Genomic DNA, 15,917 nt, shown 5'->3' on the forward strand with positions numbered 1-15,917 from the left:
GAGATGACGTAAAACCGGTATTACCTGTTATTGGTTTGGATCCACTCTAGCATAGCCGTTGATGGCCATTGAGCACCATGGAAATTTTTCCAAGGAAGGCTCTAGAACGGGCGTTCCAGAGCAAAACACCGGGCTAGAGCTGTTGGCTCGGTCAGATTGTGACAAGCGCTGTGGATCTCGCTACCCGGGTTATCGGCCGCGCGCTGCGCCACAACACCCGCAAAACAGGTTTGGTGGTAAGCTCGCGCACCATGAATATCTACAGCTCACGCCCCGTTGTCCTCTGTCTCTCCGGCCACGACCCCAGTGGTGGCGCCGGCCTGCAGGCAGATATCGAAGCCCTGCTCGCTCAGGGTTGCCATGCGGCTCCGGCCGTCACCGCCCTGACCGTGCAAGACACGGTCAACGTCACTGACTTTCGCGTCCTCGACCGTGAGTGGGTACTGGCCCAGGCCAATGCCGTGCTCAACGACTCCGAAGTCGCGGCAGTGAAACTGGGCATGCTCGGTTCTCTGGAAATGGTCGACACCGTCGTCGAACTGCTTCAGGCGCACCCGCACTTGCCAGTGGTCTGCGATCCGGTGCTGCGTGCCGGCGGCGGCGGACGCCTGGGCAAGGACGAAGTCGGCTACGCCATGCGCGAACGCCTGCTGCCGCTGTCGATCATCGCCACCCCCAACCTTCCCGAAGCCCGGATCCTCGCCGAACTGCCAGAAGGCACCGCAGACGAGTGCGCTGAAAAACTTCTGCCGTTCATCAAGAACCTGCTGATCACCGGCGGTCACGGCGACGAAACTGAAATCCACAACCGCCTGTACAGCCGTGATGGGCTGCGCGAAACCTTCAAGTGCCAGCGCCTGCCGGGCAGCTATCACGGTTCGGGCTGCACCCTGGCCAGCACCCTCGCCGGTCGCCTGGCACTGGGCGAAAACCTTGCGAGCGCGGTGCGTACTGCGCTGGATTACACCTGGCGCACCCTGCGCGATGCCGAACAGCTGGGCAAAGGCCAGTTCGTGCCGCGTCGCCTGCCGCTGGATTTCTGTTCCTGATGTTTCGAGCCTGAGGTCTGCGCGATGAAACTACGTGGCCTGTATGCCATCACCGACAGCCAGTTGCTGGCCGGCAAGTTTCTGTCCTACGTGGAGGCGGCGCTGGAAGGCGGCGTCACCCTGCTGCAATACCGTGACAAGAGCAGCGACGAGGCCCGCCGTCTGCGTGAGGCCGAAGCCCTGCGCGATCTATGCGAACGCTACAAGACGCAACTGATCATCAACGATGACGCCGAACTGGCCGCGCGCCTGAACGTCGGCGTGCACCTGGGCCAGACCGACGGCCCGCTGTCGCCGACCCGCGCCCTGCTCGGCTCCAAGGCGATCATCGGCTCGACCTGCCACGCACAGCTTGAACTGGCCGAACAGGCCGCCAAAGAAGGCGCGAGTTACGTCGCCTTCGGTCGCTTCTTCAATTCCAGTACCAAACCCGGTGCACCGAGTTGCAGCCTCGATCTGCTCGACGAGGCCAAACGTACCCTGCACCTGCCGATCTGCGCGATCGGCGGCATCACCCTCGACAACGCCGCGCCACTGGTGGCCCACGGTGTCGATCTGCTGGCCGTGGTCCATGGCCTGTTCGGCGCCGACAGCACCGCCGAAGTGACCCGCCGCGCCCGCGCCTTCAATGAATTACTAAAAGTCTGAGAGCCCGATCATGTCTCGTTCCGAAACCCTGTTTGCCAACGCCCAGAAACACATTCCCGGTGGCGTGAACTCGCCGGTGCGCGCGTTCAAGAGCGTTGGCGGCACGCCGCTGTTCTTCAAGCACGCCGAAGGCGCCTACGTCACTGACGAAGACGACAAGCGTTATGTGGATTACGTGGGCTCCTGGGGGCCGATGATCCTCGGCCACAGCCACCCGGACGTACTGGACGCCGTGCGCAACCAGTTGCAACACGGCCTGTCCTACGGCGCGCCGACCGCGATGGAAACCGAGATGGCCGATCTGGTCTGCTCGCTGGTGCCGTCGATGGAGATGGTGCGCATGGTCAGCTCCGGCACCGAAGCGACCATGAGCGCGATCCGTCTGGCCCGTGGCTTCACCGGCCGTGACAGCATCATCAAGTTCGAAGGCTGCTACCACGGCCACTCCGACAGTCTGCTGGTCAAGGCCGGTTCCGGCGCACTGACCCAGGGCGTACCAAGCTCGGCCGGCGTACCGGCGGCATTCGCCAAACACACCCTGACCCTGCCGTTCAACGACATCGACGCGGTTGAAAAAATGCTCGCCGAAGTCGGCCAGGACGTCGCGTGCATCATTGTCGAGCCAGTGGCCGGCAACATGAACTGCGTGCCGCCGGCGCCGGGTTTCCTCGAAGGCCTGCGCAGCCTGTGCGACAAGCACGGCGTGGTGCTGATTTTCGACGAAGTGATGACCGGTTTCCGCGTCGCCCTCGGCGGTGCCCAGGCTTACTACGGCGTAACCCCGGACCTGACCACCTTCGGCAAGATCATCGGCGGCGGCATGCCGGTCGGCTGCTTCGGCGGCAAGCGCTCGATCATGGAGCGCATCGCGCCGCTGGGCCCGGTCTATCAGGCAGGCACCTTGTCGGGTAACCCACTGGCGATGGCCGCCGGCCTGACCACCCTGCGCCTGATCAGCCGTCCGGGTTTCCACGCCGAGCTGACCGACTACACCACCCGTCTGCTCGACGGCCTGCAACAGCGCGCCGATGCCGCCGGCATTCCGTTCGTGACCACCCAGGCGGGCGGCATGTTCGGTCTGTACTTCAGCGGTGCCGACGACATTGTTACTTTTGAAGACGTGATGGCCAGCGATGCGGCGCTGTTCGGCCGCTTCTTCCACCTGATGCTGGAAGGTGGCGTGTACCTGGCACCGAGCGCCTTCGAAGCCGGATTCACCTCGATCGCCCATGGCGAAGCCGAGCTGAAACTGACCCTCGACGCCGCTGAGCGCGCCTTCGCCAAATTGAAGTAAAACGCCCCGCCGCTGACGTTGGCCATTGCCAGCGTCAGCGTTCTCCTACATCCGCACGTCTTTTCCGACACGCCTGCCAAAAATCCCCCATAAAGTGGGCGATATATTTCCCGCGCAGCAGAAAATCGAGTAAAGACTTTGTAAGGATGGCCCTGCTTATTTCATAATGCGCGCTTATTGGATCCCTCGACGGGTCCGCGCGCCCTTCAGAGGTAAGTCGATTCCCATGAACCGCACCGGCCGCACCCTTGCCTTGGGCTGCCTGTTGCTCCTTCAGCCGCTGCTCGCACATGCACAAGCAGGCGGCAACTCGTTGTTGATCCCGGCGATGGGTCGCTGCACCCTCAATACTCAGCCGCAAGATGTCACGCAGGCACTCGCCGCCTGCCAAAAGGCAGCGGATGAGGGGGATGCGCAAGCGCAATACGAGTTGGGTGAGTTCTACTACGACGGCAAGAATGCGCCGCGCGACCTCAATCAAGCCCTGAGCTATTTCGAAAAGGCCTCGCTGCAAGGCCACGCCCAGGCGCAATTCAAGCTCGGCACCATGTTCTTCCACGGTGAAGGCGTGCAGGCCAACAACATTCAGGCTTATATCGTGCTGAAGATGGCCGCGGTCAACGGCGCCGAAGACGCGCTCGACACCGCCGACGAAGTGTCTGAAAAGATGTCCCGCGAAGACCTGGAAACCGCGACCCAGGTGCTCGGGCAAATTTTCCGTAAATACCTGATGGAACTGCAGAGCGCCGACGGGCGTACGCCGTTCTCGCCCCTGCCCTGACTAACGATAGTTCCCGCGCTTTTCGTCACCGACGCGAAACGTCGAAGGCGGCATTCCCACGCAGAGCATGGGAACGATCACCTCCATAAAACCCGGTTTTACTTCTCGGGCATCGGCACCGGAAACGGCATCACATTGCCAACACCGCCACGGGCTTCACTGATCTTTGGCGTCCCCAGTCGCTCGACTTCATCGATGCGCACGATCGAGTGCATCGGCACAAAGCTGCGCACCACGCCTTCGAACTGCGCCTTGAGCTTTTCTTCGCTCGGGTCGACGACCACTTGCGTGCGCTCGCCAAAGACGAACTCTTCCACTTCCAGGAAACCCCACAGATCACTTTGATAGATCTGCTTGGCGTACATTTCGAACACCTGGCCCTGGTTGAGGAAAATCACCTTGTAGATTGGAGCTTCGCGTTTGGTCATGGCGGGCGGACGACATCGGGGTAAAAATGAGGGCGCGAACTATAGCATAGCCACCGGACGCGCAGCGGTAGGAACCTGGGGACATGTTCCCTATAATGCGCGGTTCTTTGAACCACGTGACGACCCTATTCCATGGCCAAGAAGCTTTACATCGAAACCCACGGTTGCCAGATGAACGAGTACGACAGCTCGCGCATGGTCGATCTGCTGGGCGAACACCAGGCCCTGGAAGTCACGGCGCGCGCCGAAGATGCCGACGTGATCCTGCTCAACACCTGCTCGATCCGCGAACGCGCCCAGGACCGGGTGTATTCCCAGCTCGGCCGCTGGCGCGAACTGAAACTGGCCAACCCGGACATGGTGATCGCCGTCGGCGGTTGCGTGGCCAGCCAGGAGGGCGCGGCGATCCGTGATCGCGCCCCGTACGTCGACGTGGTGTTCGGCCCGCAGACCCTGCACCGCCTGCCGGAAATGATCGACGCCGCGCGCATCAGCAAGCTGCCGCAAGTCGACGTCTCGTTCCCGGAAATCGAAAAATTCGACCATCTGCCCGAGCCGCGCATCGATGGGCCAAGCGCCTACGTGTCGGTGATGGAAGGCTGCAGCAAGTACTGCACGTTCTGCGTGGTGCCCTACACCCGCGGCGAAGAAGTCAGCCGACCGTTCGACGACGTGATCGCCGAGATCATCCACCTGGCCGAACATGGCGTGCGTGAAGTGACCCTGCTGGGCCAGAACGTCAACGGCTATCGCGGGCTGACCCACGACGGTCGCCTGGCGGACCTGGCCGAACTGATCCGCGTCGTCGCGGCGGTCGATGGCATCGACCGCATCCGCTACACCACTTCGCACCCGCTGGAATTCTCCGACAGCCTGATCCAGGCCCACGCCGAAGTGCCGGAACTGGTCAAGCACCTGCACTTGCCGGTGCAGTCGGGTTCGGACCGGATTTTGGCCGCGATGAAGCGCAACCACACGGCGCTGGAATACAAATCCAAGCTGCGCAAACTGCGCGCCGCCGTGCCGGGCATCTGCATCAGCTCGGATTTCATCGTCGGCTTCCCGGGGGAAACGGAGAAAGATTTCGAACAGACCATGAAGCTGATTGCCGATGTCGGTTTCGATTTTTCCTACTCGTTCGTCTACAGCCAGCGCCCGGGCACTCCAGCCGCCGATCTGGCCGACGACACCCCGGAAGAACTGAAGAAAGAACGCCTGAACGCCTTGCAGCACCGTTTGAATCAGCAAGGGTTCGAGATCAGCCGACAAATGGTCGGTTCGGTCCAGCGCATTCTGGTGACCGATTATTCGAAGAAAGACCCGGGCGAGCTGCAAGGGCGCACCGAGAATAACCGTATCGTCAACTTCCGCTGCGATAATCCGACCCTGATCGGCCAGTTCGCCGACGTCCACATCGACGCGGCGCAACCGCACTCGCTGCGCGGCTCGCTGATCCAGTAACACCCTTTGTTCAACTGTGGGAGCGAGCCTGCCCGCGATGAACGATGACGCGGTTTTTCAGATGAACCGCATTCATGCCCATCGCGAGCAGGCTCGCTCCCACAGGAACGGCATCAATTTAAGAGCTTTCGCACCCACGCCGCTGGCGTTATCCTTGATTTCATCCTAATTGCCCCAGGGCGGCTAAATACGACCTTGAACGCACCCATCGAACCACATCGTTTCATCCTCGAGCCCTTTGAGGCTCGCCGCTTCGCCAATCTTTGCGGGCAGTTCGACGAGCACCTGCGCCTGATCGAACAGCGCCTGGCCATCGAGATCCGCAACCGCGGCAATCAGTTCGAGCTGATCGGCGAACCCAAGCACACCACTTCCGCGGAAAACCTGATTCGCCGCCTGTACCGGGAAACCAAGGGTTCAGAGCTGTCGCCGGATACGGTTCACCTGTTCCTTCAGGAATCGGCCGTTGAGCAGCTGGACAACCACGCCCCCGCTGAAGCCTCCGTCGCCCTGCGCACCAAGAAAGGCATGATTCGCCCACGCGGCTTGAATCAGCTGCGCTACGTGAAGGAAATTCTCGGCAACGACATCAACTTCGGCATCGGCCCGGCCGGTACCGGCAAGACGTATCTGGCTGTCGCCTGCGCCGTCGATGCGCTGGAGCGTGAACAGATCCGTCGCATCCTGCTGGTGCGTCCGGCGGTCGAAGCGGGTGAGAAACTCGGCTTCCTGCCCGGCGATCTGTCGCAGAAGATCGACCCGTACCTGCGCCCGCTCTACGACGCGCTCTACGAGATGCTCGGTTTCGAATACGTGGCCAAGCTGATCGAGCGTCAGGTGATCGAAGTCGCGCCGCTGGCCTACATGCGCGGTCGCACGCTGAACAACAGCTTCATCATTCTCGACGAAAGTCAGAACACCACCGTCGAGCAGATGAAGATGTTCCTGACCCGGATCGGTTTCGGCTCCACGGCCGTGATCACCGGCGACATCACCCAGGTTGACCTGCCGCGCGGCACCAAATCCGGACTTCATCACGTCATCGAAGTCCTGAAGGATGTGCCGGGTATCAGCTTCACCCACTTCCAGCCCAAAGACGTGGTGCGCCACCCGTTGGTGCAACGCATCGTCGAAGCCTACGAGCGCTTCGAGACGCGTGTTGCTGATGAAGCGCCAAAGGACACCCGCCACGATGCTTGAGCTTGACCTGCAAATCGCGACCGAAGCGTCTGCGCCGACCGAAGCCGAGTTCCGCCAATGGTGCGAACTGGCCCTGCGCCAGCGCACCGCTGACTCGGAAATGACCATTCGTCTGGTCGACGAGGAAGAAGGCCGCGAACTGAATCACACCTGGCGCCACAAGGATTACGCGACCAACGTCCTGTCCTTTCCCGCCGAAGTGCCCGACGAGTTCCTAGACATCCCGCTGCTGGGCGATCTGGTGATCTGCGTGGCGGTGGTCGAGCGCGAAGCCGCCGAACAGGGCAAGGAACTAAAGGCCCACTGGGCACATCTGGTCATTCACGGCTGCTTGCATCTGCTGGGTTACGACCATACAGATGACGAGGAAGCCGAGGAAATGGAAGCACTGGAACGCGAGTTGCTTGCCGAATTGGGTTATCCCGATCCGTACGCGGACGACGAAACCGAAACATCCCCTACTGTTACAACAAAGGATTCAGAGTAATCGCTATGAGCGAAGATCGATCGAGCAACGGGCAAAAGTCATGGCTGGGCAAACTGACCCAGGCTTTTGCCCACGAGCCGAAGAACCGCCAGGAGCTGCTTGAGCTGCTGCGCGATGCACATCAGAACAAACTGCTGGACAGCGAAGCGCTGGCCATCGTCGAAGGCGCCATCCAGGTGGCTGACCTGCAGGTTCGCGACATCATGGTGCCGCGCTCGCAGATGATCAGCATCAAGGCGACCCAGACACCCCGCGAATTCCTCCCTGCCGTGGTCGACTCGGCCCACTCGCGCTACCCGGTCATCGGCGAAAGCCATGACGACGTGATGGGCGTGCTGCTGGCCAAGGATCTGCTGCCACTGATCCTCAAGGAGAACGGCGACAGCTTCAACATCAAGGACCTGCTGCGCCCGGCCACGTTCGTGCCGGAGTCCAAGCGTCTGAACGTGTTGCTGCGTGAATTCCGCGCCAACCACAACCACATGGCCATCGTGATCGACGAATACGGCGGCGTGGCCGGTCTGGTGACCATCGAAGACGTGCTTGAACAAATCGTCGGCGACATTGAAGACGAGCACGACGTCGAAGAAGACAGCTACATCAAGCCGCTGCCCAGCGGTGATTTCCTGATCAAGGCCCTGACGCCGATCGAGAACTTCAACGAGTTCTTCGACAGCGAATTCTCCGACGACGAGTTCGACACCGTCGGCGGGCTGGTGATGAGCGCGTTCGGGCACTTGCCAAAGCGCAACGAAATCACTGAAATCGGCGCCTATCGTTTCCGCATCCTGAATGCCGACAGCCGTCGGATTCATTTGCTGCGACTGACCCCAATCGCCCGGTAAAAAATCTAAGGATTGAAATGCGCTGGACAACCCGCCCCGGCTGGCCCGGTAACCTGCTGGCCGTGGCGGCCGGTGCAATCACCACCTTCGCTCTGGCACCGTTCGATCTCTGGCCGCTGGCCTTGCTGGCGGTCGGCCTGTTCTATGCCGGCCTGCGCGAGCTGAGCCCGCGACAAGCCCTGGGCCGTGGCTGGTGCTTCGGTTTCGGCCTGTTCGGCGCCGGCACCAGCTGGATCTATTACAGCATCCACCACTTCGGCGGCGCTTCGGTGCTGCTGGCCGGGTTCCTGATGCTGATCTTCACGGCGGCCATTGCCTGGTTCTTCGCTCTGCCTGCGTGGCTCTGGGCGCGCTGGTTGCGGCGTAATGAAGCGCCGGTGGCCGACGCCCTGGCGTTCGCGGCGCTGTGGGTGGGTCAGGAAGCTTTCCGTGGCTGGTTCCTCACCGGTTTCCCGTGGCTGTATTCCGGTTACAGCCAGCTCGACGGCCCGCTGGCCGGGCTCGCGCCAGTAGGCGGCATGTGGCTGGTGTCGTTCGTCCTGGCACTGACCGCTGCACTGATCTACAACGCACCGCGCCTGTTGCAAACCCGCCGCAAAGCCTTCATCGCTGCCGGCCTGGTATTGCTGATCGGGCCATGGGCGGCGGGCATTGCGCTCAAGGGCCATGCCTGGACCAGCCCGGCGGGCGCGCCGCTGACCGTTGCCGCGATTCAGGGCAACGTCGCGCAAAGCATGAAATGGGACCCGGCCGAACTCAATGCGCAACTGGCGCTGTACCGCGACCTGAGTTTCCGCTCCAAACCGGTGGACCTGCTGATCTGGCCGGAAACCGCCGTCCCGGTGCTCAAGGAGTCCGCCGAGGGCTACCTGACCATGATGGGCAACTTCGCCGCCGAGCGTAAATCGGCGCTGATCACCGGCGTACCGATCCGCGAAATGGTTCACCACGAGAGACGCTTCTACAACGGCATCACCGTGGTTGGCGAAGGCGATGGCACCTATCTCAAGCAAAAACTGGTGCCGTTCGGCGAGTACGTACCGTTGCAGGACATCCTGCGCGGGCTGATCGCATTCTTCGACCTGCCGATGTCCGACTTCGCCCGCGGCCCTGCCGATCAGGCCTTGTTGCAGGCCAAGGGATATCAGATCGCGCCGTTCATCTGCTACGAAGTGGTGTATCCGGAGTTCGCCGCAGGCCTGGCGGCACGCAGCGATCTGCTGCTGACGATCAGCAACGACACCTGGTTCGGTACGTCCATCGGCCCATTGCAACATCTGCAAATGGCGCAGATGCGCGCGCTTGAGGCCGGACGCTGGATGATTCGTGCGACCAACAACGGTGTGACTGGGCTGATCAACCCGTTCGGGCAGATCACCGAGCGTATCCCGCAGTTCGAACAGGGCGTGCTGTACGGCGAAGTGGTGCCGATGCACAACCTGACGCCGTATCTGCAATGGCGCTCGTGGCCGCTGATCATCCTGTGCGTGGTGCTGTTCGGCTGGGCGCTGATGACCAATCGGATGTCCAAGACGCTCTGAAAACCTGCTCACTCCCGCGTCCTGCGCGGGAGTGATCAATCGGCGCTGTCATCCCCTCGATAGAACAGCGAATAACCGATTTGCCCCACCGCCTCGTTCATCAACTGCCCGCTCTGCCAGATCGACTTGAATTCCGGCAGCCAGCCGCCAAACGGCCGGGCATTGTCCGTGCCGAGGAAACCAACCGGCGCCGGCACCACTTCGAATCCAGCCTGTTGATAACTCCACACCGCTCGCGGCATGTGCCAGGCCTGGGTCACCAGCACGATGCGTTTGACGCCTTCCGGCAACAACACTTTGGCGCTGAATTCGGCGTTTTCCCACGTGGTGCGGCTCTCCCCTTCCTGCCAACGCACCGTCACACCGAAATCATCGCGTAGCGAATCGGCCATCAATTTGGCTTCGGTCGGCGGCGTACCGTAATGCAGGCCACCGCTGGTCAGAATCGGCAACCCCGACGCCTTGGCCAGTCGCGCCGCGTAACGCTGCCGTTCAAGCCCGACACCAGTCGGCTGATCTTCGCCCCAGGCCACATCGCCGCGTTCGCGACCGGAGCCCAGCACCACAATCGCATCCGCGCGCTGCGCCAGACTTGTCCATGCTTCCCGGGCCAGCGGCGGCTCACGCTCCAACGCCTTGGCGCCCCACTGCACGACCACCGGCAGACTCATCAGCCAGAAACCGCCAAACCCCAGGGCAAAACACAGCCCCGCCAGCCGTGGCCGCGAGCGACGCAGCCACCAGGCCGCCAGCAACAGCAGCAAAAGAAGGCCGGGCGGCAATAGAAGTTGTTTAATGAAATAACGAAAAGGCATCGAGCATCTCCAGAGATGCCCGAAGCCTAAGTGGGTTGATGCAGCGCGACAACCAGTAGGGTCGGATCCCGTTGAAAAAGATCCGCTTTTTGACCTGCCATGCGTTTACTTGGCCTGCAGAGTCCGAACCTTGACGGGGTCTCTGCCGGGCGCCTTGTCCTTGAGCCAGATGACCTTGGCCGTATGGGCTGCATCGAGTTGTTTCACGGCTTGTGACAGGTATCCGTGGGTTTCACGCTCACTGCGATCCAGATAGGCCTTGACCAGTTTGAACTCGGCGGGACTCAAGCCACGCAATTCCAGCTCCAGGGGGCGCTCGTCGCGCAGCCTTCCAGCGGTTTTTGCCGCGTCCAGGGCCATACCCAGACGATCGATCAACCGCTCGTACAACTCGGGTTTGGTAACGTTTTTTTGCTGTGACTCCACCATCCCTCACCTCATTGAAGATAAGACTCACTCCCCAGTTAGAGCTTAGCTTCGCTGCACAAACCGGCTGCACGCCGCGACCAACGGCCCTCGCCGCAATTTCAGCCGGTCAAACGGCTGCAATCAGGGTTTCCCTAGGCCGAGCGCGGTCATGTATGCTACGGCGCTTCCTGTAACTCCACTTCCAGCTCGTTCGGCACGTCCCGAACGTCGCATTGAAGAGGATTAGGCCACCCCTATCCAGTACAAAAGTAGCCATGCACGAACAATATCAGCCCCGTGAAATCGAAGCCGCCGCCCAGTCCTTCTGGGACGAGCAAAAGTCCTTTGAAGTCAGTGAACAGCCAGGCAAGGAGACTTACTACTGCCTGTCGATGTTCCCTTACCCCAGCGGCAAGCTACACATGGGGCACGTGCGCAACTACACCATCGGCGACGTGATCTCCCGCTACCAGCGCATGCTCGGCAAGAACGTTCTGCAACCGATGGGTTGGGACGCCTTCGGCATGCCGGCGGAAAACGCCGCGATGAAGAACAACGTGGCTCCGGCCAAGTGGACCTATGAAAACATCGCCTACATGAAGTCCCAGCTGCGCAGCCTGGGCCTGGCGGTGGACTGGTCGCGCGAAGTCACCACCTGCAAACCGGATTACTACCGCTGGGAACAATGGCTGTTCACTCGCCTGTTCGAAAAAGGCGTGATCTACCGCAAGAACGGCACCGTGAACTGGGACCCGATCGACCAGACCGTTCTGGCTAACGAGCAGGTCATCGACGGTCGCGGCTGGCGTTCCGGCGCGCTGATCGAAAAGCGCGAAATCCCGATGTACTACTTCAAGATCACCGCTTACGCGGATGAGCTGCTGGAGAGCCTCGACGAACTGACCGGCTGGCCCGAGCAAGTCAAGACCATGCAGCGCAACTGGATCGGCAAGTCGCGCGGGATGGAAGTGCAGTTCCCGTACAACGTCGATTCGATCGGCGAAAGCGGCACCCTGAAAGTCTTCACCACCCGTCCGGACACCCTGATGGGCGCAACCTATGTTGCCGTGGCCGCCGAGCATCATCTGGCTGCTCTCGCCGCGAAGAACAACCCTGAGCTGCAAGCGTTCATCGCCGAATGCAAGGGCGGCAGCGTCGCCGAAGCCGACGTCGCCACCCAAGAGAAGAAAGGCCTGCCGACCGGCCTGTTCGTCGAGCACCCGCTGACCGGCGAAAAACTGCCGGTGTGGGTCGCCAACTACGTGCTGATGCACTACGGCGACGGCGCGGTCATGGCGGTGCCGGCGCACGACGAGCGCGATTTCGAATTCGCCCACAAGTACAACCTGCCGGTCAAATCCGTGGTGCGCACCAGCTCCGGTGAAACCAACCCGGCGCCATGGCAGGACGCCTACGGCGAGCACGGCACGCTGATCAACTCCGGCGAGTTCGACGGCCTGGACTTCGCTGGCGCGTTCGACGCCATGGAAGTCGCCCTGATCAAGAAAAACCTCGGCGCCTCGCGCACCCAGTTCCGCCTGCGCGACTGGGGCATCAGCCGTCAACGCTACTGGGGTTGCCCGATCCCGATCATCCACTGCGATGCCTGCGGTGACGTGCCGGTGCCGGAAGATCAACTGCCTGTCGTCCTGCCGGAAGACGTGGTGCCGGACGGCGCCGGTTCGCCGCTGGCGCGCATGCCCGAGTTCTACGAGTGCGCCTGCCCGAAATGCGGTCAGCCTGCCAAGCGTGAAACCGACACCATGGACACCTTTGTCGAGTCGTCCTGGTACTACGCCCGTTACGCCTCGCCGCACTTCGAAGGCGGCCTGGTGGAAAAGTCCGCGGCCGACCACTGGTTGCCGGTGGATCAGTACATCGGCGGTATCGAACACGCCATTCTTCACCTGCTCTACGCGCGCTTCTTCCACAAGCTGATGCGCGACGAAGGCCTGGTGAGCTCCAACGAGCCGTTCAAGAACCTGCTGACCCAGGGCATGGTGGTCGCCGAGACTTACTATCGTCGCGAAGCCAACGGTGCCTACACCTGGTTCAACCCGGCGGACGTGGAACTCGAGCGCGACAGCAAGGCCAAGGTCATCAGCGCCAAGCTGATCGCCGACGGCCTGCCGGTGGAAATCGGCGGCACCGAGAAGATGGCCAAGTCGAAGAACAACGGCGTCGACCCTCAGTCGATGATCGACCAGTTCGGCGCCGACACCTGCCGTCTGTTCATGATGTTCGCCTCGCCACCTGACATGAGCGCTGAATGGTCGGACTCCGGCGTGGAAGGCTCGCACCGCTTCCTCAAGCGCGTCTGGCGTCTGGCTCAGGCCCATGTCACTCAGGGTCTGCCGGGCAAACTGGACATCGCCGCACTGAATGACGAACAGAAAGTCATTCGTCGTGCGATCCACCAGGCGATCAAGCAGGCCAGCCACGACGTCGGCCAGAACCACAAATTCAACACCGCCATCGCCCAGGTGATGACGCTGATGAACGTGCTGGAAAAAGCCGCGCAAGCGACCGAACAGGATCGCGCACTGGTTCAGGAAGGTCTGGAAACCGTGACGCTGCTGCTCGCACCGATCACGCCGCACATCAGCCACGAGCTGTGGAACCGTCTGGGCCACGCCGATCCGGTGATCGACGCCGGCTGGCCGGTGCTGGACGAAAGCGCGCTGGTCCAGGACAGCCTGACCCTGGTGATCCAGGTCAACGGCAAGCTGCGTGGCCAGATCGAAATGCCGGCCGCCGCCACCCGTGAAGAAGTCGAAGCGGCAGCGCGCGCCAACGAAAACGTGCTGCGTTTCGTTGACGGCCTGACGATTCGCAAAGTGATCGTAGTGCCCGGGAAACTGGTCAATATCGTCGCCAGCTAATTGGATCGGGCGTCAGGTGTGCCTGACGCCCAGTAAAACCTTTCGGGCCACAGAGTCGGCCCACATGGTTTCAAGGGGAGCAACACAATGATCAAACGCAATCTGCTGGTGATGGGCCTCGCCGTCCTGTTGAGCGCCTGCGGTTTCCAGCTGCGTGGCACCGGCACCAATGAGCTATCGATCAAGGAGCTCGACCTGAGCGCCCGCAACGCCTACGGCGAAACCGTGACGCAACTGCGTCAGGTGCTGGAGTCCAGCGGCGTCAAGGTCGTTACCGGTGCACCGTACAAGCTGTATCTGGCCGATGAGCAGGAATCCCAGCGGATTCTCAGCTACGCCGGCGCCGGTCGTACCGGCGAGTACCAGGTCAGCACCGTCCTTACCTACGATATCCGTGGCGAAAAAGATCTGCTGCTGAAAAGCGACAAGCTTGAAGTGCAGAAAGTGTTCATCCACGACGGCAACAACCTGGTGGGTTCCGACCAGGAAGCCAACGATGCCCGCCGTGAAACCCGCCGCGAGCTGGTACAGCGCATGATGCTGCGTCTGCAACAACTGACGCCGGCACAGCTTGACGCTCTGCAGCAAACCGCCAATGCACGGGCCAAGGCAGAAGCCGACGCCCTCGAAGCGGCACAGAAGGCTGAAGCGGAAACCCCGCGCCAGTCGCCGCTCGAACTGCCGCAGCAGTAAGACGTTCGGGGCGCTCAGGCGCCCCGTTCGCCCTCTCTTATGAAGCTCGCTCCCGCCCAACTCGGCAAACACCTGCAAGGCGCTCTCGCGCCGGTCTACATCATCAGCGGCGATGACCCGCTGCTGTGCCAGGAAGCTGCCGACGCCATTCGCTCTGCCGCCCGTCAGCAAGGATTCGACGAACGCCAGGTCTTTGCCGCCGACGCCAATTTCGATTGGGGGACGTTGCTGCAGGCTGGCGCCAGCATGTCGCTGTTCGCCGAAAAACGCCTGCTGGAACTGCGCCTGCCTTCGGGCAAGCCCGGTGACAAGGGCGCGGCCGCCCTCATCGAATACTGCTCGCGCCCGGCAGAAGACACGGTGCTGTTGATCAGCCTGCCGAAGCTGGACGGTAGCGCGCAGAAAACCAAGTGGGGCAAGGCGCTGGTCGAAGGTCAGCAGACCCAGTTCGTGCAGATCTGGCCGGTGGACGCCAACCAGTTGCCGAGCTGGATTCGTCAGCGCCTGTCCCAGGCCGGCCTGTCAGCCAGCCAGGACGCGGTCGAGCTGATTGCCGCGCGGGTCGAAGGCAACCTGCTGGCCGCTGCGCAAGAGATCGAAAAGCTCAAGCTGATGGCCGAGGGCGGGCAGATTACCGTCGAAACCGTGCAGGCGGCCGTGGCCGATAGTGCGCGCTTCGACGTGTTCGGCCTGACCGACGCGGTGCTCAACGGCGAACCAGCCCACGCCCTGCGCATGCTCGAAGGGCTGCGCGGTGAAGGGGTCGAGCCGCCGGTGATTCTCTGGGCCCTGGCCCGTGAGTTGCGCCTGCTGGCCAACATCTCGTTGCAATACAGTCAGGGCACACCGCTGGACAAGTGCTTCAGTCAGGCCAAGCCGCCGGTCTGGGACAAGCGCAAACCGCTGATGAGCAAGGCCCTGCAACGCTACTCGGCGCAACGCTGGGCGCAGTTGCTGCTCGAAGCCCAGCGCATCGATGCGCAGATCAAGGGCCAGGCGGCCGGTTCGCCGTGGATGAGCCTGAGCCGGTTGGCGCTGCTGATGGCCGGTCAGCGTCTGACATTGCCTGCCGAATGAAATCCGGGATCGCGCTCTGCGATCCCGTTTTTTATCCAGGCCATTTCCTACAGAACATCCCGCCCTCGGTCCTATAGACAGACGTTCGAGATCGGCAGATTATCTGCCGCGCAAAGACCCACTCAATCGAGAGAATCCTCATGAGCAAAAAGCCATCGAAACATGGCCACAACAAGGCCAAATCCATCGTCGCCCAACCCCTGTTCCGCAGCCGCCAGGAACGACCAACCAAGGGTAAGGGCAGCTACCGCCGCGAAGCCTTCCAGTCTGACAGCTGGGAGGCTTCTTACTTTCTGGCCGCTTGAAGC

General features: G+C 61.7%; 16 protein-coding genes. 13 read left to right on the forward strand and 3 right to left on the reverse strand.

Annotation, left to right across the window (positions count from 1 at the left end; genetic code table 11):
* Nucleotides 1-251 precede the first annotated feature (251 nt).
* The 4 genes from ABFB52_RS25565 (at nucleotide 252) to ABFB52_RS25580 (ending at nucleotide 3,772) form a co-directional block, all read left to right on the forward strand.
* Nucleotides 252-1,049 (forward strand): hydroxymethylpyrimidine/phosphomethylpyrimidine kinase, encoded by a 798-nt coding sequence (locus ABFB52_RS25565; protein WP_039771996.1) that lies wholly within the window; start codon nucleotides 252-254, stop codon nucleotides 1,047-1,049.
* Between the two features lie 24 nt (nucleotides 1,050-1,073).
* Nucleotides 1,074-1,697, forward strand: a complete 624-nt coding sequence (thiE, locus tag ABFB52_RS25570) for a thiamine phosphate synthase (RefSeq protein WP_007958698.1) — start codon at nucleotides 1,074-1,076, stop codon at nucleotides 1,695-1,697.
* A gap of 10 nt (nucleotides 1,698-1,707) precedes the next feature.
* Nucleotides 1,708-2,991, forward strand: a complete 1,284-nt coding sequence (gene hemL / locus ABFB52_RS25575; RefSeq protein WP_064599654.1) for a glutamate-1-semialdehyde 2,1-aminomutase — start codon at nucleotides 1,708-1,710, stop codon at nucleotides 2,989-2,991.
* Nucleotides 2,992-3,217: 226 nt separating this feature from the next.
* Nucleotides 3,218-3,772 (forward strand): tetratricopeptide repeat protein, encoded by a 555-nt coding sequence (locus ABFB52_RS25580; protein ID WP_003228518.1) that lies wholly within the window; start codon nucleotides 3,218-3,220, stop codon nucleotides 3,770-3,772.
* Between the two features lie 98 nt (nucleotides 3,773-3,870).
* Here ABFB52_RS25580 and ABFB52_RS25585 read toward each other — a convergent pair whose 3' ends face one another.
* Nucleotides 3,871-4,200 (reverse strand): DUF1820 family protein, encoded by a 330-nt coding sequence (locus ABFB52_RS25585; RefSeq protein WP_007958692.1) that lies wholly within the window; start codon nucleotides 4,198-4,200, stop codon nucleotides 3,871-3,873.
* A gap of 132 nt (nucleotides 4,201-4,332) precedes the next feature.
* Between ABFB52_RS25585 and miaB the strand changes: the two genes are divergently transcribed.
* From miaB to lnt, 5 genes are all read left to right on the forward strand, one after another.
* Nucleotides 4,333-5,661 carry a tRNA (N6-isopentenyl adenosine(37)-C2)-methylthiotransferase MiaB gene (miaB, locus tag ABFB52_RS25590; RefSeq protein WP_074691567.1) on the forward strand — a complete coding sequence of 443 codons (1,329 nt, stop codon included), beginning with the start codon at nucleotides 4,333-4,335 and terminating at the stop codon, nucleotides 5,659-5,661.
* A gap of 195 nt (nucleotides 5,662-5,856) precedes the next feature.
* Nucleotides 5,857-6,861 carry a PhoH family protein gene (locus ABFB52_RS25595; protein WP_085608754.1) on the forward strand — a complete coding sequence of 335 codons (1,005 nt, stop codon included), beginning with the start codon at nucleotides 5,857-5,859 and terminating at the stop codon, nucleotides 6,859-6,861.
* Complete coding sequence (ybeY, locus tag ABFB52_RS25600) at nucleotides 6,854-7,348, forward strand: rRNA maturation RNase YbeY (protein WP_129972487.1); 495 nt, start codon at nucleotides 6,854-6,856, stop codon at nucleotides 7,346-7,348. Before ABFB52_RS25595 ends, ybeY begins: the two co-directional genes overlap by 8 nt.
* 5 nt (nucleotides 7,349-7,353) lie before the next feature.
* Entirely contained in the window at nucleotides 7,354-8,193 is an 840-nt protein-coding gene (locus ABFB52_RS25605; protein ID WP_007909641.1) for an HlyC/CorC family transporter, read from the forward strand.
* A 17-nt stretch (nucleotides 8,194-8,210) separates the two neighbouring features.
* Nucleotides 8,211-9,734, forward strand: coding sequence for an apolipoprotein N-acyltransferase (lnt, locus tag ABFB52_RS25610; protein ID WP_102716649.1), 1,524 nt, complete (start codon nucleotides 8,211-8,213; stop codon nucleotides 9,732-9,734).
* A 35-nt stretch (nucleotides 9,735-9,769) separates the two neighbouring features.
* On the opposite strand, the gene ABFB52_RS25615 is transcribed toward lnt, so the two are convergent.
* Entirely contained in the window at nucleotides 9,770-10,549 is a 780-nt protein-coding gene (locus ABFB52_RS25615) for a YdcF family protein (protein WP_129972488.1), read from the reverse strand.
* 105 nt (nucleotides 10,550-10,654) lie between these two features.
* Complete coding sequence (locus tag ABFB52_RS25620; RefSeq protein WP_129972489.1) at nucleotides 10,655-10,978, reverse strand: hypothetical protein; 324 nt, start codon at nucleotides 10,976-10,978, stop codon at nucleotides 10,655-10,657.
* A 254-nt stretch (nucleotides 10,979-11,232) separates the two neighbouring features.
* Between ABFB52_RS25620 and leuS the strand changes: the two genes are divergently transcribed.
* The 4 genes from leuS to arfA all read left to right on the forward strand — a co-directional run bounded on the left by leuS (nucleotide 11,233) and on the right by arfA (nucleotide 15,914).
* A complete protein-coding gene (gene leuS, locus ABFB52_RS25625) occupies nucleotides 11,233-13,839 on the forward strand; it encodes a leucine--tRNA ligase (protein WP_102716651.1) in 2,607 nt (868 codons plus the stop codon).
* A gap of 87 nt (nucleotides 13,840-13,926) precedes the next feature.
* Nucleotides 13,927-14,532, forward strand: coding sequence for an LPS assembly lipoprotein LptE (gene lptE / locus ABFB52_RS25630; protein WP_085747653.1), 606 nt, complete (start codon nucleotides 13,927-13,929; stop codon nucleotides 14,530-14,532).
* A gap of 39 nt (nucleotides 14,533-14,571) precedes the next feature.
* Nucleotides 14,572-15,609 carry a DNA polymerase III subunit delta gene (gene holA, locus ABFB52_RS25635; protein WP_007958673.1) on the forward strand — a complete coding sequence of 346 codons (1,038 nt, stop codon included), beginning with the start codon at nucleotides 14,572-14,574 and terminating at the stop codon, nucleotides 15,607-15,609.
* A gap of 140 nt (nucleotides 15,610-15,749) precedes the next feature.
* The gene (gene arfA, locus ABFB52_RS25640; protein WP_007958672.1) at nucleotides 15,750-15,914 is read left to right on the forward strand and encodes an alternative ribosome rescue factor ArfA; all 165 of its coding nucleotides are present in this window, start codon (nucleotides 15,750-15,752) and stop codon (nucleotides 15,912-15,914) included.
* The last annotated feature ends 3 nt before the right edge of the window (nucleotides 15,915-15,917 follow it).

This window comes from Pseudomonas sp. 9.2(2024) (assembly GCF_039695385.1).
Classification (GTDB): Bacteria; Pseudomonadota; Gammaproteobacteria; order Pseudomonadales; family Pseudomonadaceae; genus Aquipseudomonas; species Aquipseudomonas paraglycinae.

Bases quoted from the DNA above. Each gene is read 5' to 3' on its own strand.
- ABFB52_RS25565 (WP_039771996.1), top strand. From the start codon at position 252: ATGAATATCTACAGCTCACGCCCCGTTGTCCTCTGTCTCTCCGGCCAC.
- thiE (WP_007958698.1), top strand. From the start codon at position 1,074: ATGAAACTACGTGGCCTGTATGCCATCACCGACAGCCAGTTGCTGGCC.
- hemL (WP_064599654.1), top strand. From the start codon at position 1,708: ATGTCTCGTTCCGAAACCCTGTTTGCCAACGCCCAGAAACACATTCCC.
- ABFB52_RS25580 (WP_003228518.1), top strand. From the start codon at position 3,218: ATGAACCGCACCGGCCGCACCCTTGCCTTGGGCTGCCTGTTGCTCCTT.
- ABFB52_RS25585 (WP_007958692.1), bottom strand. From the start codon at position 4,200: ATGACCAAACGCGAAGCTCCAATCTACAAGGTGATTTTCCTCAACCAG.
- miaB (WP_074691567.1), top strand. From the start codon at position 4,333: ATGGCCAAGAAGCTTTACATCGAAACCCACGGTTGCCAGATGAACGAG.
- ybeY (WP_129972487.1), top strand. From the start codon at position 6,854: ATGCTTGAGCTTGACCTGCAAATCGCGACCGAAGCGTCTGCGCCGACC.
- ABFB52_RS25605 (WP_007909641.1), top strand. From the start codon at position 7,354: ATGAGCGAAGATCGATCGAGCAACGGGCAAAAGTCATGGCTGGGCAAA.
- lnt (WP_102716649.1), top strand. From the start codon at position 8,211: ATGCGCTGGACAACCCGCCCCGGCTGGCCCGGTAACCTGCTGGCCGTG.
- ABFB52_RS25615 (WP_129972488.1), bottom strand. From the start codon at position 10,549: ATGCCTTTTCGTTATTTCATTAAACAACTTCTATTGCCGCCCGGCCTT.
- ABFB52_RS25620 (WP_129972489.1), bottom strand. From the start codon at position 10,978: ATGGTGGAGTCACAGCAAAAAAACGTTACCAAACCCGAGTTGTACGAG.
- leuS (WP_102716651.1), top strand. From the start codon at position 11,233: ATGCACGAACAATATCAGCCCCGTGAAATCGAAGCCGCCGCCCAGTCC.
- lptE (WP_085747653.1), top strand. From the start codon at position 13,927: ATGATCAAACGCAATCTGCTGGTGATGGGCCTCGCCGTCCTGTTGAGC.
- holA (WP_007958673.1), top strand. From the start codon at position 14,572: ATGAAGCTCGCTCCCGCCCAACTCGGCAAACACCTGCAAGGCGCTCTC.
- arfA (WP_007958672.1), top strand. From the start codon at position 15,750: ATGAGCAAAAAGCCATCGAAACATGGCCACAACAAGGCCAAATCCATC.